The organism is Amycolatopsis sp. MEPSY49 (assembly GCF_051337345.1).
Taxonomy (GTDB): domain Bacteria; phylum Actinomycetota; class Actinomycetes; order Mycobacteriales; family Pseudonocardiaceae; genus Amycolatopsis.
This window is the reverse complement of sequence record NZ_JBDLYJ010000006.1, coordinates 251,746-272,177: the sequence shown is the minus strand read 5'-3', so window position 1 is coordinate 272,177 and position 20,432 is coordinate 251,746. Positions and strand designations below refer to the sequence as shown.

General features: G+C 71.1%; 19 protein-coding genes and 1 riboswitch. Of the genes, 3 read left to right on the top strand and 16 right to left on the bottom strand.

The features are described from left to right. Positions 1-13: 13 nt before the first annotated feature. From gcvT to ABFJ78_RS27360, 3 genes are all read right to left on the bottom strand, one after another. Positions 14-1,105, bottom strand: a complete 1,092-nt coding sequence (gene gcvT / locus ABFJ78_RS27370; RefSeq protein WP_436389475.1) for a glycine cleavage system aminomethyltransferase GcvT — start codon at positions 1,103-1,105, stop codon at positions 14-16. A 7-nt stretch (positions 1,106-1,112) separates the two neighbouring features. Next, positions 1,113-3,944, bottom strand: a complete 2,832-nt coding sequence (gcvP, locus tag ABFJ78_RS27365; protein WP_436389703.1) for an aminomethyl-transferring glycine dehydrogenase — start codon at positions 3,942-3,944, stop codon at positions 1,113-1,115. 136 nt (positions 3,945-4,080) lie between these two features. Continuing rightward, a riboswitch (glycine riboswitch) is annotated at positions 4,081-4,174 on the bottom strand. Between the two features lie 147 nt (positions 4,175-4,321). After that, entirely contained in the window at positions 4,322-5,614 is a 1,293-nt protein-coding gene (locus ABFJ78_RS27360; protein ID WP_436389474.1) for a helix-turn-helix domain-containing protein, read from the bottom strand. Between the two features lie 71 nt (positions 5,615-5,685). Here ABFJ78_RS27360 and ABFJ78_RS27355 point away from each other — a divergent pair, with 71 nt between their 5' ends. After that, on the top strand, positions 5,686-5,883 hold the full coding sequence (locus ABFJ78_RS27355) for a hypothetical protein (protein WP_372670492.1): 198 nt from the start codon (positions 5,686-5,688) through the stop codon (positions 5,881-5,883). On the opposite strand, the gene ABFJ78_RS27350 is transcribed toward ABFJ78_RS27355, so the two are convergent. Genes ABFJ78_RS27350 through ABFJ78_RS27335 form a run of 4 tightly spaced genes read right to left on the bottom strand, consistent with a single transcriptional unit; the run spans position 5,880 to position 10,066 of the window. Then, positions 5,880-6,647, bottom strand: a complete 768-nt coding sequence (locus ABFJ78_RS27350) for a 3-oxoacyl-ACP reductase (protein WP_436389473.1) — start codon at positions 6,645-6,647, stop codon at positions 5,880-5,882. The two genes, ABFJ78_RS27355 and ABFJ78_RS27350, sit on opposite strands and share 4 nt — an antisense overlap. Continuing rightward, positions 6,647-8,014 (bottom strand): aldehyde dehydrogenase family protein, encoded by a 1,368-nt coding sequence (locus ABFJ78_RS27345; RefSeq protein ID WP_436389472.1) that lies wholly within the window; start codon positions 8,012-8,014, stop codon positions 6,647-6,649. The genes ABFJ78_RS27350 and ABFJ78_RS27345 overlap by 1 nt, the downstream gene beginning before the upstream one ends. After that, positions 8,011-8,721, bottom strand: a complete 711-nt coding sequence (locus ABFJ78_RS27340; protein WP_436389471.1) for a gamma-glutamyl-gamma-aminobutyrate hydrolase family protein — start codon at positions 8,719-8,721, stop codon at positions 8,011-8,013. Before ABFJ78_RS27340 ends, ABFJ78_RS27345 begins: the two co-directional genes overlap by 4 nt. Beyond that, the gene (locus tag ABFJ78_RS27335; protein WP_436389470.1) at positions 8,702-10,066 is read right to left on the bottom strand and encodes a glutamine synthetase family protein; all 1,365 of its coding nucleotides are present in this window, start codon (positions 10,064-10,066) and stop codon (positions 8,702-8,704) included. Before ABFJ78_RS27335 ends, ABFJ78_RS27340 begins: the two co-directional genes overlap by 20 nt. Before the next feature lie 211 nt (positions 10,067-10,277). Here ABFJ78_RS27335 and ABFJ78_RS27330 point away from each other — a divergent pair, with 211 nt between their 5' ends. Further along, positions 10,278-10,802 (top strand): general stress protein, encoded by a 525-nt coding sequence (locus ABFJ78_RS27330; RefSeq protein WP_400883761.1) that lies wholly within the window; start codon positions 10,278-10,280, stop codon positions 10,800-10,802. Between the two features lie 395 nt (positions 10,803-11,197). Here ABFJ78_RS27330 and ABFJ78_RS27325 read toward each other — a convergent pair whose 3' ends face one another. The 4 genes from ABFJ78_RS27325 to ABFJ78_RS27310 form a co-directional block, all read right to left on the bottom strand. After that, a complete protein-coding gene (locus tag ABFJ78_RS27325) occupies positions 11,198-12,103 on the bottom strand; it encodes an alpha/beta fold hydrolase (protein WP_436389702.1) in 906 nt (301 codons plus the stop codon). Positions 12,104-12,322: 219 nt separating this feature from the next. Beyond that, positions 12,323-13,555 carry a DUF1700 domain-containing protein gene (locus ABFJ78_RS27320; protein ID WP_436389469.1) on the bottom strand — a complete coding sequence of 411 codons (1,233 nt, stop codon included), beginning with the start codon at positions 13,553-13,555 and terminating at the stop codon, positions 12,323-12,325. Beyond that, entirely contained in the window at positions 13,552-13,875 is a 324-nt protein-coding gene (locus ABFJ78_RS27315; RefSeq protein ID WP_372670486.1) for a PadR family transcriptional regulator, read from the bottom strand. The genes ABFJ78_RS27320 and ABFJ78_RS27315 overlap by 4 nt, the downstream gene beginning before the upstream one ends. Before the next feature lie 88 nt (positions 13,876-13,963). Then, entirely contained in the window at positions 13,964-14,410 is a 447-nt protein-coding gene (locus tag ABFJ78_RS27310; RefSeq protein ID WP_436389468.1) for an Lrp/AsnC family transcriptional regulator, read from the bottom strand. A gap of 62 nt (positions 14,411-14,472) precedes the next feature. Here ABFJ78_RS27310 and ABFJ78_RS27305 point away from each other — a divergent pair, with 62 nt between their 5' ends. Then, positions 14,473-15,375, top strand: coding sequence for an SMP-30/gluconolactonase/LRE family protein (locus tag ABFJ78_RS27305; protein WP_436389467.1), 903 nt, complete (start codon positions 14,473-14,475; stop codon positions 15,373-15,375). Here ABFJ78_RS27305 and ABFJ78_RS27300 read toward each other — a convergent pair. The 5 genes from ABFJ78_RS27300 to ABFJ78_RS27280 all read right to left on the bottom strand — a co-directional run bounded on the left by ABFJ78_RS27300 (position 15,350) and on the right by ABFJ78_RS27280 (position 20,406). Next, positions 15,350-16,537, bottom strand: coding sequence for an MAB_1171c family putative transporter (locus tag ABFJ78_RS27300; protein ID WP_436389466.1), 1,188 nt, complete (start codon positions 16,535-16,537; stop codon positions 15,350-15,352). The two genes, ABFJ78_RS27305 and ABFJ78_RS27300, sit on opposite strands and share 26 nt — an antisense overlap. Then, a complete protein-coding gene (locus ABFJ78_RS27295; RefSeq protein ID WP_436389465.1) occupies positions 16,534-17,097 on the bottom strand; it encodes a hypothetical protein in 564 nt (187 codons plus the stop codon). Before ABFJ78_RS27295 ends, ABFJ78_RS27300 begins: the two co-directional genes overlap by 4 nt. Positions 17,098-17,657: 560 nt before the next feature. Continuing rightward, positions 17,658-18,092 carry a helix-turn-helix domain-containing protein gene (locus ABFJ78_RS27290; protein WP_400883778.1) on the bottom strand — a complete coding sequence of 145 codons (435 nt, stop codon included), beginning with the start codon at positions 18,090-18,092 and terminating at the stop codon, positions 17,658-17,660. A gap of 58 nt (positions 18,093-18,150) precedes the next feature. Beyond that, on the bottom strand, positions 18,151-19,020 hold the full coding sequence (gene mutM, locus ABFJ78_RS27285) for a bifunctional DNA-formamidopyrimidine glycosylase/DNA-(apurinic or apyrimidinic site) lyase (RefSeq protein ID WP_436389464.1): 870 nt from the start codon (positions 19,018-19,020) through the stop codon (positions 18,151-18,153). Positions 19,021-19,050: 30 nt separating this feature from the next. After that, entirely contained in the window at positions 19,051-20,406 is a 1,356-nt protein-coding gene (locus ABFJ78_RS27280; RefSeq protein ID WP_436389463.1) for a chondroitinase-B domain-containing protein, read from the bottom strand. Positions 20,407-20,432 lie beyond the last annotated feature (26 nt).

Sequence of the window (20,432 nt, the reverse complement as noted above, 5' to 3'; positions counted from 1 at the left end):
GGTTCAACAGTCCTTACGCGCGGGAGTAGAAGGGCAGGGCGACGACCTCGACGGGCTCGATCCTGCCCCGGATGTCGACGGAGAGCTCGGTGCCGGGCTCGGCGTACGCCCGATCGACGTACGCCATGGCGATCGGGTAACCCAGCGTGGGCGACAGGGCGCCGCTGGTCACCTCGCCGATTTCGGTGCCGTCGGCCAGCAGCCGGTAGCCGTGCCGCGGGGCGCGACGACCGGCGCCTTTGAGCCCGACCCGCACCCGCGGAACGTCCTGCTTGGACCGCTCTTCCAGCGCCGCGCGGCCGACGAAGTCGCCCGGCTTCTCGAACTTGACGACGCGGCCGAGCCCGGCCTCGAACGGGCTCTGCTCGACGGTGAGTTCGTTGCCGTACAACGGCATCCCGGCTTCCAGCCGCAGCGTGTCGCGGCAGGCGAGGCCCGCCGGGACCAGGCCGTGCGGCTCGCCGGCCTCCAGCAGCAGCCGCCACAACGCCGGCGCCTGGTCGGCGTCGACGAACAGCTCGAAGCCGTCCTCGCCGGTGTAGCCGGTGCGGGCGAGCAGGACGTCGTGGCCCTTCACCGAAGCCGGGACGCTGGCGTAGTACTTCAGCGCGTCCAGGTCGGCGTCCGTGACCGAACCCAGGATCACGGCGGCGTTCGGACCCTGGACGGCGATCAGCGCGGTCGTCTCGGACCGGTCGTCCACCTGAGCGTCGAAGCCCGCGACCCGCTCGGCGAGGGCGTCCGCGACGACCTTCGCGTTGCCCGCGTTCGCGACGACCAGGTAGTGCTCGTCGGCCAACCGGTAGACGACGAGGTCGTCCAGCACGCCGCCCTCGGGGTTGCAGATCATCGTGTACCGCGCCCGGCCCGGCTTGACCCCGGTCAGGTTGCCGACCAGCGCGAAGTCCAGGACGTCGGCCGCCTGCTTGCCGGTGACGTGGATTTCGGCCATGTGCGACAGGTCGAACAGCCCGGCCGCCTCGCGGACGGCCTTGTGCTCGGCCAGCTCGCTGGCGTAGCGGACCGGCATCGACCAGCCGGCGAAGTCGGTGAACAGCGCACCGAGTCCCTTGTGGACTCCGTGCAGGGAGGTTTCCTTCGACACGTCGGGATCAGCCTTCGTAAGCGTTGAGGGGCGGGCAGGAGCACACGAGGTTACGGTCGCCGCGGGCGCCGTCGATGCGACGCACCGGCGGCCAGTACTTGTTCTTGCGCGAAACACCCGCCGGGTACACCGCCAGCTCGCGGTCGTAGGCCTTGTCCCACTCGCCGACCAGCGTCTCCGCGGTGTGCGGCGCCCCGCGCAGCGGCGACTCCTCGGCAGTCCACCTGCCGTTGGCCACCTCGTCGATCTCCGCGCGGATGGCGATCATCGCGGCGATGAACCGGTCGATCTCGCCCAGGTCCTCGGACTCGGTCGGCTCGACCATCAGCGTGCCCGCGACCGGGAACGACATCGTCGGCGCGTGGAAGCCGTAGTCGATGAGCCGCTTGGCGACGTCGTCGACCGTCACGCCGGTCTCCTTGGTGATCTGGCGCAGGTCGAGGATGCACTCGTGCGCGACCAGGCCGTCCTGGCCCGTGTAGAGCACCGGGTAGTGCGGCGCGAGCCGCGAAGCGACGTAGTTCGCGGCCAGCACGGCGACCTTCGTGGCCGCGGTCAGGCCCGGCGCGCCCATCATCCGGACGTAGGCCCAGGAGATCGGCAGGATCGACGCCGAGCCGTACGGCGCGCCGCTGATCGGGCCGACGCCGGTTTCCGGGCCGGCCGCGTCGAGCAGCGGGTGGTTCGGGAGGTACGGCGCGAGGTGCGCGCGCACCGCGACCGGGCCGACACCGGGGCCGCCACCGCCGTGCGGGATGCAGAAGGTCTTGTGCAGGTTCAGGTGCGAGACGTCGCCGCCGAACTCGCCCGGCTTGGCCAGCCCGAGCAGGGCGTTGAGGTTCGCGCCGTCGACGTACACCTGGCCGCCGCCGTCGTGGACGATCTTGGCCAGCTCGTCGATGTCGTGCTCGTACACGCCGTGCGTGGACGGGTAGGTGACCATGATCGCGGCCAGCGTGTCGCGGTGACTGTCCACCTTGGACCGCAGGTCGGCGAGGTCGACGTTGCCCTCGTCGGTGCACTTCACGACGACCACCCGCATCCCGGCGAGCACCGCGGACGCGGCGTTGGTGCCGTGCGCGGACGACGGGATCAGGCAGACGTCACGGGCCTCGTCGCCGTTCGCGCGGTGGTAGGCGCGGATCGCGAGCAGGCCGGCCAGCTCGCCCTGGCTGCCCGCGTTCGGCTGCAGCGACACCTTGTCGTAGCCGGTGACCTCGGCCAGCCACTCCGCGAGCTGAGCGACGAGGACGTGGTAGCCCTCGGCGTCTTCGGCCGGGGCGAACGGGTGGATGCCGGCGAACTCACGCCAGCTGATCGGCTCCATCTCGGTGGTGGCGTTGAGCTTCATCGTGCAGGAGCCGAGCGGGATCATGCCGCGGTCGAGGGCGTAGTCCAGGTCGGACAGCCGGCGCAGGTAGCGCAGCATCGCCGTCTCGGAGCGGTGGGTGCCGAAGACCTCGTGGCCCATGAAGCCGCTCTCGCGGGCCAGGCCGTACGGCAGCGCGACGCCGTCGGTGACCTCGGCTTCGACGCCGAACGCCTTGAGCACCTTCGCGCTGATCGCGGGGGTGCTGACCTCGTCGAAGGCGACGCGGACGTGGTCGGCGTCGACGTGGCCGAGGTTGATGCCCTGGGCCCGCGCGGCCGCGTGGACCTCGGCGGCCTGGCCGGGAACGTGCGCGACAACGGTGTCGAAGAAGGACTCGTGCACGACCTCGACGCCGGTCTTGCGGAGAGCGTCGGCGAAGCCCGCGGCGAGACCGTGGACGCGCTGGGCGATCTTCTTCAGGCCGTCCGGACCGTGGTAGACCGCGTACATCGCGGCGAGCACGGCCGGGAGCACCTGCGCGGTGCAGATGTTGGACGTAGCCTTCTCGCGGCGGATGTGCTGCTCACGGGTCTGCAGCGCGAGGCGGTAGGCGGAGTTGCCGTCGGCGTCGACCGAGACGCCGACCAGGCGCCCGGGCAGCGAGCGCTCGAGTCCGGAGCGGACGGACATGTACCCGGCGTGCGGGCCGCCGTAGCCGAGCGGGACGCCGAAGCGCTGCGTCGACCCGGCGGCGACGTCGGCGCCGAACTCGCCGGGCGAGGTGATCAGGGTGAGCGCGAGGAGGTCGGCGGCGACGGTGAACAGCGCGCCCGCGGCCTTCGCCGACTCGGAAATCGCGTGGTAGAAGCCGCGGCCGCGCAGCACACCGGACGCGCCCGGGTACTGGACGACGACGCCGAAGAAGTCCTCCGGCAGGCCGGTGAGCAGGTCGCGGACCTCGACCTCGATGCCCAGCGCCTCGACGCGCGTCCGCACGACGGCGATGGTCTGCGGCAGGCACTCCGCGTCCAGGACGACCTTGTTCGACTTGGACTTCGACGCGCGGCGCATCAGCGTGACGGCCTCGGCGACGGCGGTCGACTCGTCCAGCAGCGACGCGTTCGCGGTGGCCAGGCCCGTCAGGTCGGCAACCATCGTCTGGAAGTTGAGCAGCGCTTCGAGGCGGCCCTGGGAGATTTCCGGCTGGTAGGGCGTGTACGCGGTGTACCAGGCCGGGTTCTCGAGGACGTTGCGGCGGATCACGCCGGGCGTGACGGTGTCGGAGTAGCCGAGGCCGATCATCTGCGTCATCGGCCGGTTGCGCGCGGCGAGGGCGCGCAGCTCCGCGGTGGCGTCCTCTTCGGACGCGGCGGGCGGGAGGGTGAGTTCCTTCGTCGCGCGGATCGCGGTCGGGACGGCGGCGCCGACGAGGGCGTCCAGGCTGCCGTAACCGCACTCGGCCAGCATCTTCGCGCGTTCGGCCTCGGACGGGCCGATGTGGCGGGCGTCGAACTGCGTTGAAGTGATGGGGAGCTCCTCGGGCCTGGGCACACAACGGTGCGCTGGGAACTCCCCCTCTGTCATGGCACCTGAGAGTTTCACCGTGGGAGACACGGCTTTCACCTTGGGTGAGGCGCGGGTGCGCCTGCTTTCCAGAGTGGCCTCGCGCGAAGCGGTAACAGGTACCTGAGAGATTCTGGGGAGTTTGCTCCTTCGGTGCCCCACCGGCTTCGTGGGGGCTCTCCCGCCTCGGCTCTACGGCCCGATCTGCAGTTGTGACGGCCACCGTACCTGCCGGGTTCGAGGTCCGTCTACTTCACCCGGGCAACGCCACAGTGATCCTCGACCGGCCCTCGACGACGTGAATGACTCATTCATGTCGCCAGGTGACATGAATGAGTCATTCACGTCGTTTCGGCGACCCGGCGGACCACCTGACCCGCCAAAACCGGTGGGCGGCGGACCCGGCCCGAGGGCAGGACCAGGCGTTTCAGCGGGCCACCGACCGGCACCGGCGGGTGCCCGGCGCCCAGCAGCACCTGCTCGACGATCTGCTCGGCGAGCCACGCCACCGTGTCGTTGAGCCGGTCCAGCGAGGGGTGGTCGCCGTCGAAGACGTCCTCGTCGGCGAGCGTCACCTCGAAGTACGCGCAACCCGGCGGGACCGAGATCGTCTCCTCGATCGCCCGCGCTCCCTCCATCGGATCGTCGAACCCGGCTTCGAGCAGCGGCTCGCGGTAGATCCGCGCAGCGCGGGCCCGCATGCGGGGGCCGTAGCGGACGACGACCGGGAGGCGGCCGGTCAGGTCCGGCACGGCCAGGCCGTGCAGCAGCATGATCGGCGGCACCGAGTGCACCAGCCGCGGCGCCGGTTCGGCCAGCTCGCGGGCGGTGATCCGGACGCGGTCGGCCATCGCGTCCGGGAGGCCGAAGTAGCGGAAGTCGACGTTGCCGAACCCGAGCCCGTCGGCGACCAGGGAGGCCAGCAGCTCGCCGTAGCCCCAGATCGGCGACAGCACCACGACCGGCGGCGCGGCGACCACCGGCGACGGCGCGGGCGGGCGCGTCCCCTCCTGCTCGGGCACCTGGATCACCAGCCGCGGCGGCTCGTGCCAGTCGTGCACCTCGGCGACCCGCCAGTAGAGCCCGAGCGGGCGCCACAGCTCGCCGAGGATGTCGTGCTCGATGATGCGGCGCACCTCGGCGTCGTCGTGGGGGAAGTCCCGCGGAGGGACGATCCCGACGTAGTGGTGGTAGGTGACGTGGACTTCGTCGCCGCGGGTGGCCGAGCGGATCCGCATCTCCCAGTCGATCGGCGACGCCGCGATCGCGTTGGCCACCTGCGTGCCGGGCGAGGAGTAGACGAGCGCGGTGGCCTGCCGGAGGAACTGCCCGGCCTGGTCGATGCCCTCCCGCAGCGCCTTCGCCGCCTGGGCGACGTGGACCGGCGACGCGAGCGCGTCCGGCAGCACGCCGGCGACGCGCAGCAGCTCGGCCTCCCCCAGCCCGGTGACCTCGGCGAGCTGCGCCCAGTGGTCGAAGACGGTCACCTTCGGCGCGTGCCGGTGTTCGATCCAGCTGCGCAGCGTCGACGTCGGAACGCCGATCCGGCGGGCGGCCTCGTCGAGGGAGAGCCCCCTCGCGCGGATGCCCGTCCGGACCGCTTCCGCCCACTCGTCGGCGCGCCAGTGCGTCACCTCACAAAGCTAACGAAACCCGCTAGCTTTGCGCAGGGACGAATCGCCCACGCGCGCCCGAAGCTGTGAGCATGACCACCACCATCATCGCCCTCACGCTCATCGTCGGCGTGCTGACCTTCGCCGCCGGTGCCTTCCTCGCGTCCGAGATCGCCGTCCGCGTGCTGCGCCGTCGCGAAAAACTCGTCTCCGAAGAGCGCAAGAAGCTCAACGCCGCCTGGAACTACCTGCGGGAGGTCTACGGCGTCAAAAAACCGACCAAGCGTTAGAGCGGGGTGACGTACGCGCCGGAGATGCCGCCGTCGACCAGGAACTGGGACGCCGTGATGAAGCTGGCGTCGTCGCTGGCCAGGAACGCCACCGCCGCCGCGATCTCCTCGGGCTCGGCGAACCGGCCGACCGGCACGTGCACCAGCCGCCGCGCCGCGCGTTCCGGATCCTTCGCGAACAGCTCCTTCAGCAGCGGCGTGTTCACCGGTCCCGGGCACAGCGCGTTGACGCGGATGTTCTCCCGCGCGAACTGCACCCCGAGCTCGCGGCTCATCGCGAGCACGCCGCCCTTGGACGCGGTGTAGGAGATCTGCGACGTCGCCGCGCCCATCACCGCGACGAACGACGCCGTGTTGATGATGGAACCGCGGCCCTGCCGCTGCATGTGCGGCAGGACGGCCTTGCAGCAGTGGTACACCGACGTCAGGTTGACGCGCTGCACCCGCTCCCAGGCGTCGATGCCGGTGGTCAGGATGGAGTCGTCCTCGGGCGGGGAAATCCCGGCGTTGTTGAACGCGACGTCGACCGAGCCGAACTGCTCGACCGTGCTGTGGAACAGGTTCTCGACCTGCTCGGCGTCGGTGACGTCGGTCTGGATGAACGCGCCGCCGATCTCGTCGGCCACCGCCTTGCCCTCGGCCGGGGTCAGGTCCGCGATGACGACCTTCGCGCCTTCGCTCGCCAGGCGGCGGGCCGAGGCGAGCCCGATGCCGCTCGCGCCGCCGGTGATGATCGCGACGCGGCCTTCGAAACGCTGGACCATTACTCCTCCGTGCTGAGAAAGACGTTCTTGGTTTCGGTGAACGCCGCCGCGGCGTCGGGGCCCAGTTCGCGGCCGAGGCCCGACTGCTTGAAGCCGCCGAACGGCGTCCAGTAGCGCACCGAAGAGTGCGAGTTCACCGACAGGTTGCCGGCTTCGACGCCGCGCGCCACGCGGAACGCGCGGCCGGCGTCGCGGGTCCAGATCGACCCGGACAGGCCGTATTCGGTCGCGTTGGCCATCCGGATCGCGTCGGCCTCCTCCGCGAACGGCAGGACGGCGACGACCGGGCCGAACACCTCCTCCGCCACGGCGGGGTGCCGCAGGTCGGGCGGGGTGAGGACGGTCGGCGGGAACCAGTAGCCGGGGCCGGCGGGCGCGTTGCCGCGGAACGCGACGGGCGCGTCGTCCGGCACGTAGGACGCCACCTTTTCCCGGTGCTCGGCCGAGATCAGCGGCCCCATCTCGGTCTTCTCGTCGCCGGGGTCACCGACGACGACGCCGTGCACCGCGGGCTCGAGCAGCTCCATGAAGCGGTCGTACGCGCTGGCCTGCACCAGGATCAGCGATCGTGCGCAGCAGTCCTGGCCGGCGTTGTCGAAGACGCCGTAGGGCGCGGTCGCCGCGGCCTTCTCCAGGTCGGAGTCGGCGAACACGATGTTCGCGTTCTTGCCGCCCAGCTCCAGCGTCACGCGCTTCACCTGCGCCGAGCAGCCGGCCATGATCTGCTTGCCGACCTCGGTGGAGCCGGTGAAGACGACCTTGCGCACGCCCGGGTGGTCGACGAACCGCTGCCCGACCACGGATCCCTTGCCGGGCAGCACCTGGAAGACGTCTTCCGGGATGCCGGCTTCGCGCGCCAGCTCGGCCAGCCGGATCGCGGTCAGCGGAGTCAGTTCGGCGGGTTTGAGGACGACGGTGTTCCCGGCGGCGAGCGCGGGCGCGAAACCCCAGCCGGCGATCGGCATCGGGAAGTTCCACGGCACGATCACGCCGACCACGCCCAGCGGCTCCTGGAAGGTGACGTTGACGCCGCCGGGCACCGGGATCTGCTTCCCGATCAGGCGTTCCGGCGCCGCGGAGTAGTAGTTGAGGACGTCCCGGACGTTGCCCGCCTCCCAGCGGGCGTTGCCGATGGTGTGCCCGGAGTTCTCGACCTCCAGCCGCGCGAGGTTCTCGAGGTCGGCCTCGACGGCGTCGGCGAAGCGGCGCAGCAGCCGCGCGCGGTCGCCGGGGGTGACGTCGCGCCACGCCGGGAACGCCGCCTGCGCGCGGGCGATCGCCGCGTCGGTCTCTTCGGCGCTGGTCAGCGGGACCGTCCGGACCACCTGCTCGGTGGCCGGGTTCCGGACGTCGAAAGTGGTGGTCATGTCCTCTCCTTGCTCGCGTCGACGAGGGCGGCGAACAGCCGGACGTCGTCGCTGTCCTGCTCGGGGTGCCACTGGACGCCCAGGGCGAACTCACCCGGGATTTCAGCGGCCTCGATCGTGCCGTCGGCGGCCCAGCCGACCGGTTCCAGGCCGGCGCCCAGCCGGTCGATGGCCTGGTGGTGGTAGCAGAGCGTTTTGGTCTCCGGCCCCAGGATCGCCGCCGCGCGGCTGCCTTCGGCCAGGGTGACGGTCCCCCGGCCGAACGTCGCCGGCGCGGGCTGGTGCTCGGTGGTTTCCGTCGTTTCCGGCAGGTGCTGGACCAGCGAGCCGCCGAGGGCGACGCTCATCACCTGCAGGCCGCGGCACACGCCGAGCACCGGCTTGCCCACCTTGCGCGCGGCTTCGAACAGGCCGAACTCGAACGCGTCCCGTTCCGGCCGCGTGTAGGTGGCCGGGTGCGGCTCCTGGCCGTAGCGCCCGGGTTCGACGTCGGCGCCGCCGGTGAGCACCAGCCCGTCCACAGTGGACACGAGCCGCTCGTATGCGTCCGACACCGGTGGCAGCAGCACCGGGATGCCGCCGGCCGCGACGACGCAGTCGACGTAGACCCGGTGCAGCAGCACTGCTTCGGTCTCCCAGACTCCGAACTTCGCGGGTTCGAGGTAGCTGGTGAGGCCGATGACCGGCTTAGAGTCGCTCGAAGCCACGGATCAGCTCCCAGTCGGTGACGGCGGCGTTGTAGGCGTCGATCTCGATCTTCGCCGCGTTCAGGTAGTGGTCGACGACGTCGTCACCGAAGGCCTCCCGCGCCAGGGTGCTCTGAGCGAGTGCCGCGGCGGCTTCGGGCAACGTCGTCGGCACGGTGTCGCGGTCGGAGTCGTAGGCGTTGCCGGTGAAGGGTGCTTCCAGCTCCAGCTCGTTCTCGATGCCGTGCAGGCCGGCGGCGATGAGCGCGGCGACGGCGAGGTACGGGTTGACGTCCCCGCCCGGCACGCGGTTTTCGACGCGCAGCGACTCGCCGTGCCCGACGACGCGCAGCGCGCACGTCCGGTTGTCGGTGCCCCAGGCGATCGCGGTCGGCGCGAAGCTGCCGGGCACGAACCGCTTGTAGGAGTTGACGTTCGGCGCGAGGAAGTACGTCAGCTCGTGCAGCCCGGCGAGCTGGCCGGCGAGGAACTGCTCCATCAGCGTCGAGAAGCCGTGCTCGTGGTCCCCGGCCAGGACAGCGCGGCCCTCGGTCGAGCGCAGGCTGATGTGGATGTGACAGGAGTTGCCTTCGCGCTCGTTGTACTTCGCCATGAAGGTGAGGCTCTTGCCCTCCTGCGCGGCGATCTCCTTGGCGCCGTTCTTGTAGACGCTGTGGTTGTCGCAGGTGCTGAGCGCGTCGGTGTAGCGGAAGGCGATCTCCTGCTGCCCGGGGTTGCACTCGCCCTTGGCGGACTCCGGGTAGAGCCCGGCGCCGGCCATGTCGTTGCGGATGCGGCGCAGCAGCGGCTCGAGGCGCGCGGTGCCGAGCATCGAGTAGTCGACGTTGTACTGGTTGGCGGGCTTGAGCCCGTGGTAGCGCTTGTCCCAGGCGGCTTCGTAGGTGTCGTCGAAGACGATGAACTCGAGCTCGGTCCCGACGTAGGCGGCGAGGCCCCGCTCGGCGAGCCGGTCGAGCTGCCGGCGCAGGATCTGCCGCGGCGACATCGGAACGGCCCCGCCTTCGACGCGCTCGACGTCGGCGAGCACCAGCGCGGTGCCCTCGTGCCACGGGATTTCGCGCAGCGTCGCGAGATCGGGACGCAGCACGAAGTCGCCGTAGCCGCTGTCCCAGGAGGAGAGCGCGTAGCCGTCGACGGTGTTCATGTCGACATCCACGGCCAGGAGGTAGTTGCAGGCCTCGGTGGCGTGGCCGACGACCTCGTCCAGGAAGTACTCCGCCGAGCAGCGCTTGCCCTGGAGCCTGCCCTGCATGTCCGTGATCGCGACGAGCACGGTGTCGATCGTGCCCGCGTCCACCCGCGCCCGGAGCTCGTCGAGGGTGAGCATGCCTCGCCTGCGTGCCATCAGCCGCCCCAAAGGTTTGATGCGAATCCTTTGCGGGTTCTTCCTACCCGGTCACGGCGGCGCGGTCAACCGGAACAAAGGTATTTTGTTGATCCATTGGGTCGGCGGCCGGTATGCGCGGTTTGCCCGGCTGAGAAGAGCCTGTGAATTCGCTCCGGCGGGAGGAATTCCGGGTACTCCCACGTTGTACGGGGCAGGAGAGGTGAGATCGATGACCACAGCATTCACGCAGCAGAACACGATCGGACAGCAGCAGGCGCGGCCGCAGCTGCCCACCATGCCCACCGGCTGGCCGATCGGCTCCTACGAGTCCTACGAGCAGGCGCAGCGCGCGGTCGACCACCTCGCGGGCACGGACTTCCCGGTCACCGACGTCACGATCGTGGGCGTGGAGCCGATGCTCGTCGAGCGCGTCGCCGGCAAGATGTCCTGGGGCAAGGTGCTGGGCAGCGCGGCGACCTCCGGCGCGATGTTCGGCCTGTTCCTCGGCCTGGTGCTCAGCCTGCTGAACCCGGGCGCGGGCCTGGTCCCGATCGTGATCGGCCTGGTCGCCGGGCTCGGGTTCAACCTGCTCTTCGGCGCGCTGGGCTACGCGGTGAACCGCAACAAGCGCGGGTTCATCTCGCAGAGCCAGCTGGTCGCCCGCCGTTACGACGTCCTTTCCCAGCCGCGCAACGCCGAGAAGGGCCGCGCGCTGCTGGCGGACCTCGCGGCGCGTAGCGCATTCGGCCACTGACGCCCTGAAGATCGAAGGCCGCCCCGGATACCCTCCGGTGGCGGCCTTCGTCGTGTCCGGGGTTTCGTCGGTGCAGGTCTCGGCCACGTGCGGGCTTTCGCCGCGGCCGGGACCTCGCCACGTCACGTTCGGGTCCTCGCCACGCCCAGGGCCGTCGCCGCATCCGGGCCCTCATCGCATCCCGGCTCTCGCCGCGCCCAGGCCGTCATCGCATCCGGGCCCCGGGGGACCCCCGTTTTCCACGCTACTGGGGAGGTCCGACAGTTCCCGGCGCCCTCGGCGAGCGCGCCCCGGGTTGTCCACAATGCCGAGCCGGCGCCCGAGTCGTCCACACCGCCGACCTCTGCGCCCGGAACCTGTCGGTGCCCGCCGGTAGCGTGGAAAACGGGGGCTGCTCACGTCCCCGAGGAAACCGCCGGCGCGTCGTCGGCCGCCGCCGGGTCCGGCGAACCCGCCGGCCGGCCCGCGCGCAGCAGGTCGCCCCACCGGCCGCGGTCGTAGCTCGCCGGCGGCGCCTGCGCCAGGAACTCGCGCAGGATCTCCAGGAACCGCTTCGGGTCGGACCGGTGCGGGAAGTGGCCCGCGCCCTCGAAGAGCACCAGCCTGCTGCCCGGCATCGCCCGGTGCGCGCGCAGCGCGTGGCCGCTCGGCACGACCCGGTCGTCGGTCCCCCACACCAGCAGCGTCGGGATCCCCTCGGTCAGGTAGCAGCGGTCCAGCATGTTGACCACCTGGCCGCGCCAGTCGACGACCGAACGCAGGGTGCGCAGGAACGCCGAACGCGTGCTCGGCTCGAGCAGCCGGACGTAGCGGGTCAGCACGTAGTCGAGGTCCGGGCCCAGCCCCAGCCCTTCGGACACCCGCAGCAGCTCGGCGAGCCCGCGCAGGGCCGTCAGCGCCGGCCGCGTGCCCAGCAGCGGCAGCACCAGCCCCGCGCCCGGCGCCGCGGCCAGCCGCAGCAGCGGGTGCACGCTCGCCCCGACGCCGCCCGAGCCGACCAGGACGAGCCGTTCGCAGCGTTCCGGGAACTGGTAGGCGAACTGCATCGCCACGCCGCCGCCGAGCGAGTGGCCGACCACGGTCACCCGGTCGACGTCGAGGGTGGTCAGCAGGTCGCGCATGCCGCACGCGTAGGCCGCGACGGAGTAGTCCGCGCGCGGCTTGGCCGAGGCGCCGTGGCCGAGCAGGTCGGGCGCGATCACCGTGTGGTCGGCCGACAGCGAGGCCAGCAGCTCCAGCCACGTCGCCGAGTCGTCGCCGATCCCGTGCAGGAACAGCAGGGCCGGCCCGCGCCCCGCCATCCGGTAGGCGCGCTCGTACCCGTGGACGACCCGTGTGCGCGGGGCGAAGGTGTCCGCCCCGACCTCCGTGAGTGGCACGAACCCAGCTCAGCACGCCCGCGTTCGCGAGACGTTTCGCCCACGTTGGGATCGGGTGAACAGGCCGAAGGCCGCCCCCGGTGTTCCGGAGGCGGCCTTCGTCGCGTCAGGAGCGGCCCCGACCTCCGCTCCTGATGGCTTCTACCTGGTCGGCGTGGTCGTCGGCGAAGACGGCGGCGGCGTAGTGGTGGCGGTCGGCGAAGAAGGCGTCGCCGGCGGGGCCGTCACCTTCGGGATCGCCGCGCTGAACGGCACGCCCGCGTCCTCGCGGCAGGCCGAGCGGTACCCGTTGTACCCGTTGAAGTTGCCCTGGTCGTCGGTCACGCCCTGCTCGACCCGCGGCCGCGGGAACCGGTTGTCCGCGCCGATCTTCTCCTTCGTCCCGCTGGACCGCTCGCAGCCGTAGCGGGTCACGGTGAGCGGCCGGCCCTCCTCGTCGTAGAGGTAGACCTCGGTCAGCGGCTTGCCCTCGGCGTCGAACGCGTAGACGTTCTCGACCTCCCTGCCGCCGTAGGTCAGCTGCTCGTTGCCGTACCGGTCGGACGACTGGTAGTACGACGGCGAGCTCGAGTAGGAGTTCCGGTTCGAGATGAGGTCGACCGCCGCGCCGAAGCCGCCCAGGATGCCGCCGATGACGAACGCCGAGATCGGCACCGCGACCCACAGCAGCCGCCGGTCGCCGCGTAGCCGCGGGCCCGCCCACACCGCCGCGACGCCCGCGAGGAGCAGGAACGGCAGCAGCAGCACGGCGTCGCGCTCGCGCAGCATGAGCAGCAGCCCGAAGGCGACCAGCACGACGGCGCACACGATCCACCACGCCGGCTTCAGGGACGAGAGGTAGCTCAACGCCTTGCCGGAGTCCTCCTGCTCGCGCCCCTTGGCCAGCGTCCGCCGCAGCCACGCCACCTCCGGCAGCGCCAGCACCGGCTCGATCCCGCCTTTCAGCAGCAGGAAGAGACTGATGAGGAACACCGGGAGGAACAGCATCGCGCCCAGCAGCGCGTCCGGGTCGATGCGCACGGCGGCGGCGAACGCGAACAGGGCGAGCGCCACGGCGCTGAGCACCAGGCCCCAGAACGCGATCCGCGGTTTCGCGAGGCTCGGCGCCTTCGCGGTGGCCAGCACCTGCGTCGTCCCCTCGGCCGGCGCCGGGTACCCGCCGGACGCGCGCAGCTCGGCGGCGTAGCTTTCGGGCGTGCCGAGCCGTTCGATCAGGGCCTCGACGCGGGCGCCCTCCCCCAGCTCGGCTTCGAGCTCCGCCAGGTGCGGGCGGACGTCCTCGAGGATTTCTTCGATCTCGCTCGCGGGCAGGTCGGCGAGCGCGGTGCGGACCCGCGCCAGATACACCCGCACGGCGGTCGGCTTCTCGCTCATGCTGCCTCTCCCAAAAGCACGTTCATCGTCGATGCGAAGCTCTGCCAGGTCTTGCCCGACTCCGCGAGGCGGACCCGGCCCGGCTCGTTGAGGCTGTAGTACTTGCGGTGCGGCCCCTCTTCGCTGGGCACCACGTACGAGGTGAGCAGGCCGGCTTTGTAGAGCCTGCGCAACGTCCCGTACACCGACGCGTCCCCCACCTCGTCCAGGCCGGCGCTCCGGAGTCTTCGCAGGACGTCGTACCCGTAGCCGTCTTCCTCGCGGAGCACCGCGAGCACGGCGAGATCGAGCACCCCTTTGAGCAGCTGACTGATCTCCACTGCACCCTCCAGTCTTACGCTTGGAAAGGTACCACGCATTGCACAGTAGTGCGCACGGCGGAGGGCCGAACGGGCGTGCCGGGCGAGATCAGGCGGTGGGATCCACCGGGCGCTCGAAGAAGGATTCGAGGACCACGATCGTCCGCGTACCGGTGACGCCGTCGATCGCGAAGAGCCGGCGCAGCGACGCCTGGAGCTGCTCGGTCGTCGGCGTGCGCACCTTGACCAGCAGCGACGCCGGCCCGGCGATGACGTGCGCCTCCACCACCTCGGGCAGCGCTTCGAGAGCCGCGCGCACCGGCTCGTCCCCCATCCAGGCGTTCGCCTCGACGAGGACGTACGCCGCGACGCCGCGGCCGACCGCGGCGGGATCGACGTCCACGGTGGTCCGGCGGATCACGCCCTGCTCGCGCAGCTTCCGGACGCGCTCGTGCGCGGCACCGGCGGAAAGGCCGACCGCCTTGCCGAGCGCGGCGTACGCCTGCGTCGCGTCCTGCTGGAGTTCGGCGAGCAGCATGCGATCCACGTCGTCCACCACTTGACCATATCAGGTTCGGCAATACATGCTGTTCACAGAATCTCATTAGGGGTGAGCGGATGGATCTGGTCAAGACCGACTTCGAGGTGCTCGACGAGCGCTTCGCGCGCGTCAACGGCGACGAGTGGATGCAGCGCCTGCACACCGGCTGCCGCTGGACCGAGGGGCCGGCGTACTTCCCGGCCGGGCGCTACCTCGTGTTCAGCGACATCCCGAACGACCGGACGCTGCGCTGGGACGAGACGACCGGCGAGGTCGGCGTCTTCCGGCAGCCGTCGCAGTACTCGAACGGGCACACTGTCGACCGCCACGGACGGCTGATCAGCTGCGAGCAGGGCACTCGCCGCGTCACGCGCACCGAGCACGACGGCTCGATCACTGTGCTCGCCTCCGAGTTCGAGGGCAAGCGGTTCAACAGCCCGAACGACGTCGTCGAGCACTCGGACGGGTCGGTCTGGTTCACCGATCCGAGTTACGGCATCGACAGCGACTACGAGGGGTACCGGGCGGAGAGCGAGATCGGCGCGTGCCACGTGTACCGCGTCGACCCGTCGGGCGAGGTGCGGATCGTCGCGGACGACTTCTCGCGGCCGAACGGGCTGGCGTTCTCGGCCGACGAGTCGCTGCTGTACATAGTGGACACCCGGCGGCAGCCGAGCCACATCCGGGTGTTCGGCGTGGGTTCCGGCGGCAAGCTCTCGGGCGGCGAGATCTTCGGGACGTGCGACAGCGGCGTGTTCGACGGCGTCCGGGTGGACAGCGAAGGCCAGGTCTGGGCGGCGGCCCACGACGGACTGCACTGCTTCGCCGCGGACGGCACGCTGATCGGCAAGCTGCGGGTGCCGGAGATCTGCTCCAACTTCACGTTCGGCGGGGCGCGGGGGAACGAGCTGTTCATCACGGCGTCGAGCTCGGTCTACACGCTGCGGGTGACGGTCAACGGCGCGCGCTACCCGCGTTAGCCCGCACCCGGTCCACCACCGCGCCGCGCTGCCAGGCCCGGCTGACGCGGACCAGCCAGGCCGCTTCGGCTTCGACGTCCGCGTCCGCTTCCCTCAGGTCGCCGGGCTCGCCTCGCGCCGCCTCGAAGCGGCGGCCCTCGCGGCCCGCCTCGATCGCGGCGGCCAAGGCCACCGCCTCGACCGTCGGCGCGAGGTCGGCTTCGCGGACTCCCGCGTGGCGGGCCGCCGTCTCCGCTCGGGCCGGGAGCTCCGGGTCGAAGTGGGCCCGGAGCGCCAGGTGGCCGTCGCGGATCTCGATCACCCGGCGGTACAACGCGAATTCGGCGCCGCCCGCCAGCTCGCGGCCCGGGTCGAGCGCGATGCCCGGCACCGCATCGCGCAACGCCGTCCACAGTGGCTCGATGCGGCGGTACGCGCGGTACGCCCGCACCCGGCCGAGCACCGACGACACCGCCGGCGACCACGCGGAGAGCGTCGCGCCGGCGGCGACGAACCCGATCGTCGCGGCGGCGAGCACCGACGAGGGCAGGTCTTCCCGCGCGCCGATCCGCGCGGTCTGGGCGAGCCGGCGGACGTCGTCGACGTCCCAGAACGTCCACGCGAACGCCGCCACCACGCCGACCAGCAGCAGCCACAGCCCGGTGCGCAGTGGGCCGGGCTCGGCGTGCCACGCGCTGCGGGCGAACACCACGATCAGCAGGCCGAGGCTGATCAGGCTGTAGACCAGGAAGACGACTTTGTCCGCCAGGGCGAACGGCAGGCCGTCGGCGGAGAAGACCGTGTCGTCGCCGACGCGTTGCGGCTCGGAGAGCACGAAGCACACCGCGAGCAGCACCATGGTGGCGCCGGTGAACAGCGCGTGCGGGATGAGGCGGGCGCCTTCGCCGCGCCACACGGACTGCGTGAAAGCGACGGCGAACCCGATCGCGCCCAGCTTGAGCTCGTCGCCGGCCAGGCTCAGCACCCACTCGGCGACCGGGCCGGGTCCGGCGAGGGCGGCCATCGCGGGTGTCAGCACGACGATGCCGGCGGCGATGCAGATGCCGAACCCGGCGAGGAACCACATGGTGCGCACCGGCTGGCTGCGGCGCGCCTCGACGAGCTTGTAGCCGAAGCCGGCGAACCCCACCAGGCAGAGGTGGTAGGCGAGGGTCTCGATCACGGCGCCCGGCGGCGGGACCGGCCGCCGAAGAGGGAGTCGAAGCGCCGCACGCCGTCCGGGACGTCGGCCGCGAGCTCCCGCGGCTCTTCGGGCCGCACGGCGCGTTGCGCGAGCAGGCTCGCGACGAGCTCGGCTTCGCGTTCTTCGACCTCGGTGTAGGTGGTGCGGCCGAGCACGCGCCGGACGAGTTCGGGCGAGAGGTTCGGCATGAGCTGCCGCCCGGCGGCGGCGTCGATGGCGACGCCGTCCGCGCCACCGTCGGCGCCGGTGTGGCCGCAGAGCAGGTGGCCGACCTCGTGGAGCAGGATGTGCCGCCGGTGCAGGGCGGTGGTGTTGGTGGGGTAGAGGATGTAGTCGGCGCGTTCGGTGCTCATGAGCAGCCCGCAGGGAGCGCCTTCGGGGGCGCTGACGGGCATGAGCTCGATGGGCCGCCGCCGGTTCGCGGCGAGGCTCGCGACGAAGGCCTCGGCATCGAAGGGTTCGGGCAGGGCAACGGAATCGGCGACTTTCCGAGCCCGCTTCCACAGAGCGCGCCCCGCGCGCCGCGACGGTTGCGCCACGTCAGCCCTCCCTCATGCCGCGCCCCCACGGCCTCGGCCGGTTCAACGCGGAGGGGGCGGCGGGGATACGCGGAGGGGGGAAGATCGCGGGCGCGAGTTTCGGCCGGGGTTGCGGGATGGCTCGCGCGCGGCAGCTAGGGGCAGCGACCGGTTGGCGGCGCTCGCTCGACGGCAAGTCAGCGCCCGGCCCGCGGCCTGAGCCACCAGCCGAGCCAGCGCCGGCCCGACAGCAGAAACCGACGCCCAACCAAGGGCTCGCCGCAGCACCCACCCCGCGACCTGAGCCACCGACCGATCCGGCGCTGGTCCGGCGGCCGGCGCCCGGCTGGTGGCTCGCCGCAACGCCCAGCCCGCGACCTGAGCCACCAGCCGAGCCAGCCCTGGCCCGGCAGCCGGCGCCCGGCTGGTGGCTCGCCCCAGCACCCAGCCCGCGACCTGACCCACCGACCGAGCCAGCCCTGGTCCGGCGGCCGGCGCCCGGCTGCTGGCTCGCAGCCGCGCTCGGCCGGCACCCCACGCGAGCCCCCGGCTGTCGGCCCGGCCCGGCCACTGCCGTCACCTCAGCCCTCCCTCTTCGGTGTGCCGCGGCCTGCCTCCCTCCGGGCTATCGCGTCGATCATGTCGCTGATCGTGTCCAAGCCGTCCGACGACAGCGTCACCGCTCGCAGCGCCAGATCCCGGACCCCCGCGTCTCTCAGCGCACCCAGCAAGGCCAGCTCTTCCGCGATCTTCGTACTCTGCTCGTCGTCGAAGAAGTATGCCGGAGGGACCCCGAAGAACTGGGCCAGCGCCTCCAAATGACGCTTCGTCGGGTTGTCGCGGCGGCCCGTGCGCAGCTGCCACAAGTACGTCGTCGAGAAGCTCTCGCCCGTTGCCTCGCGGCACGCCTTCGCGACCTCTTCGTTGCTGTACGGCTCCCGATCGGGCCTGCGGACCACGTGGAACAGCCGGTCGATCTTGTCGGCCAGCGTCGACTTTCCGGGCTCCTTGACCACGATGCACTCCCTCAGCTGCCAGGCACATTCATCCTAGCTGAAAGCTGAACACCATTTATCAACGCAAGTTTGCGCGCGGTCGCGGCTGGCACCGCGGGCACGAGAACGACGACCGGTTCATGAACGGCTCCCGCCGGATCGCCGTGCCGCAGCGGTGACAGGGCATCCCCTCCTGGCCGTACGCGTCCAGCGAACGGTCGAAGTACCCCGATTGCCCGTTCACGTTCACGTACAGCGCGTCGAACGACGTGCCGCCCGCGCCCAGGGCCGCGTTCATCACGTCCGAGGCCGCGGACAGCAGCTCGCGCCCTTTCGCGAGCGTCAGCTTCTCCGTCGGCCGGGCCCAGTGCAGGCGCGCGCGCCACAACGCCTCGTCCGCGTAGATGTTGCCGATGCCCGACACCAGCGTCTGGTCCAGCAGCGCCCGCTTGACCTCGGTGCGCCGCGACCGCAGCGCGCGCACCGCCGTGTCGAGGTCGAACGCCGGGTCCATCGGGTCGCGCGCGATGTGCGCGATCGTGTCCGGGAGCGGCACGTCGTCGCCGACGTCGTGCACGTCGTCCAGTGCCAGGCCGCCGAACGTCCGCTGGTCGACGAACCGCAGCTCCGGGCCGTCGTCGGCGAAGCGCAGCCGCACCCGCAGGTGCTTCTCGTCCGGCGCGCCCTCGGGCTGGACGAGCATCTGCCCGCTCATCCCGAGGTGCGCCAGCAGCGCCTCCTTGTCGGACAGCTCGAGCCACAGGTACTTGCCGCGGCGCCGCGCCGCCTCGACGCGGCTGCCGATCAGCCGCTTCGTGAAGTCCTCCGCGCCGAGCGCGTGCCGGCGGATGGCGCGCGGGTGCAGGACCTCCGCCTCGCGGATGGTCCGGCCCGCGACGTGCGTCTGCAGGCCCAGCCGGACGACTTCGACCTCGGGGAGTTCGGGCATGCCTTCATTGTGCCCGGGAGGTCTGACAATTTACGGCGCGGAGGGTCCGACGTCGGCCTTCGTCAGCGGGACGCGGGTCGTGCCGGACGTGAAGTACTCGTCCGCGCCGACGTCGTAAGCACCACTACGGGCCTGCAGGTCGAAGTCCTTCGCCGCGGACGGGTACGACCCGACCCCGGCGTCGATCGCCGGGCTGCCGGAAGCCAGCCGGTAGAGCCCGGCGGCGTCCTTGACCAGCTTCGGGTCCACCGAGCGCGACGGGATCCCCGCGGTGCCGCCGAACGTGATGTTGCCTTCGTACTTGACCGTCGATCCGCTCGGCAGCGTCACGAGCGTCCCCGACGTCCCCTTGACGATGTTGTCCGCGACCACGCAGTCCTTCGGCTTGAAGTCGCCGCCGTCGCCGTCGATCACCGAAGAGCTGCCGAGAACCGTGTTGTACGCGACCGTGACGCGGTCCGGGCGGTCGTGCAGCTTGCTCGTCGGCCCGCTGTCGGCTTCGTCACCGGACCCGAACACGATCGCGCGGTCGCCGGAATTCGCCACGTAATTGTCGACGATCTTGTGGTCGTTCCCGTGGAACCGGATTCCCGAGCCGAAGAGCACATTGCCTTCGACGGTGCTGCGGTTGCCGTGGCGCAGCACGATGTAGCCCTTGCTGTCGCGGATCGTGTTGTAGCGCACCACGTTGTCGGACGACTTGACCGAGATCGCCTCACTGTCGCCGTCCGCCTTCTCGAACAGGTTGTTCTCGATCAGGGCGTTGGCCGGGTACGACTGGTGGTCGCTGAGCCCCAGCCGGATCGACTCGCCACCGTTCGAGCCGCTGAACTGGTGGTTGTAGAAGTAGTTGTGGTGCACGTGGACGTGCTGGGCCATCGCGCCGGACGGCCCGAGGATCTGCAGGAACACGCCCTGGGTGGTGCGGTTCTGGAAGACGTTCCGGTCGACGACGGTGTCGTCGCCGCTGACCGTCACCCAGTTGCCGTCGGTCGTGAGCTGGAAGTCGTTGCGGGTCAAGCGGTTGTCCGACGCGCCGGCCGGGACGCTCAGCTTCGCGCTGCCCCGGAACTTGAACCCGCGCAGCACCACGTTCGAGACGCCGCTCGCGAAGGCGAACGTCTTCGAGCCGGTGATCGTGGCCTGGCCGGTGTGCTCCGCGGCGACGGTCACCGGCGCGGCGCTCGTGCCGGACCGCTTGATCGAGAGCGTCGAGCCCGCGGCGTAGGAGCCGTCGGCGAGCACGATCGTGTCGCCGGGGTTCGCCTTGTCCATGGCGGACTGCAGCGCCGAAAGCGACGTGACCCGGATCTGCGCGGCCGAAGCCACCGGTCCGGGCACGACGACGAGCGCCGCCGCGAGCAAGGGGACGAAGAACAGACGCATTCCGCCAAACCTCTCAGTCAGGTACG

Coding starts and splice junctions, on each gene's coding strand:
- ABFJ78_RS27330 (WP_400883761.1), top strand. CDS start 10,278: ATGACCACAGCATTCACGCAGCAGAACACGATCGGACAGCAGCAGGCG.
- ABFJ78_RS27320 (WP_436389469.1), bottom strand. CDS start 13,555: ATGAGCGAGAAGCCGACCGCCGTGCGGGTGTATCTGGCGCGGGTCCGC.
- ABFJ78_RS27350 (WP_436389473.1), bottom strand. CDS start 6,647: ATGGTCCAGCGTTTCGAAGGCCGCGTCGCGATCATCACCGGCGGCGCG.
- ABFJ78_RS27355 (WP_372670492.1), top strand. CDS start 5,686: ATGACCACCACCATCATCGCCCTCACGCTCATCGTCGGCGTGCTGACC.
- ABFJ78_RS27345 (WP_436389472.1), bottom strand. CDS start 8,014: ATGACCACCACTTTCGACGTCCGGAACCCGGCCACCGAGCAGGTGGTC.
- mutM (WP_436389464.1), bottom strand. CDS start 19,020: ATGCCCGAACTCCCCGAGGTCGAAGTCGTCCGGCTGGGCCTGCAGACG.
- ABFJ78_RS27280 (WP_436389463.1), bottom strand. CDS start 20,406: ATGCGTCTGTTCTTCGTCCCCTTGCTCGCGGCGGCGCTCGTCGTCGTG.
- ABFJ78_RS27305 (WP_436389467.1), top strand. CDS start 14,473: ATGGATCTGGTCAAGACCGACTTCGAGGTGCTCGACGAGCGCTTCGCG.
- ABFJ78_RS27325 (WP_436389702.1), bottom strand. CDS start 12,103: ATGGCGGGGCGCGGGCCGGCCCTGCTGTTCCTGCACGGGATCGGCGAC.
- ABFJ78_RS27335 (WP_436389470.1), bottom strand. CDS start 10,066: ATGGCACGCAGGCGAGGCATGCTCACCCTCGACGAGCTCCGGGCGCGG.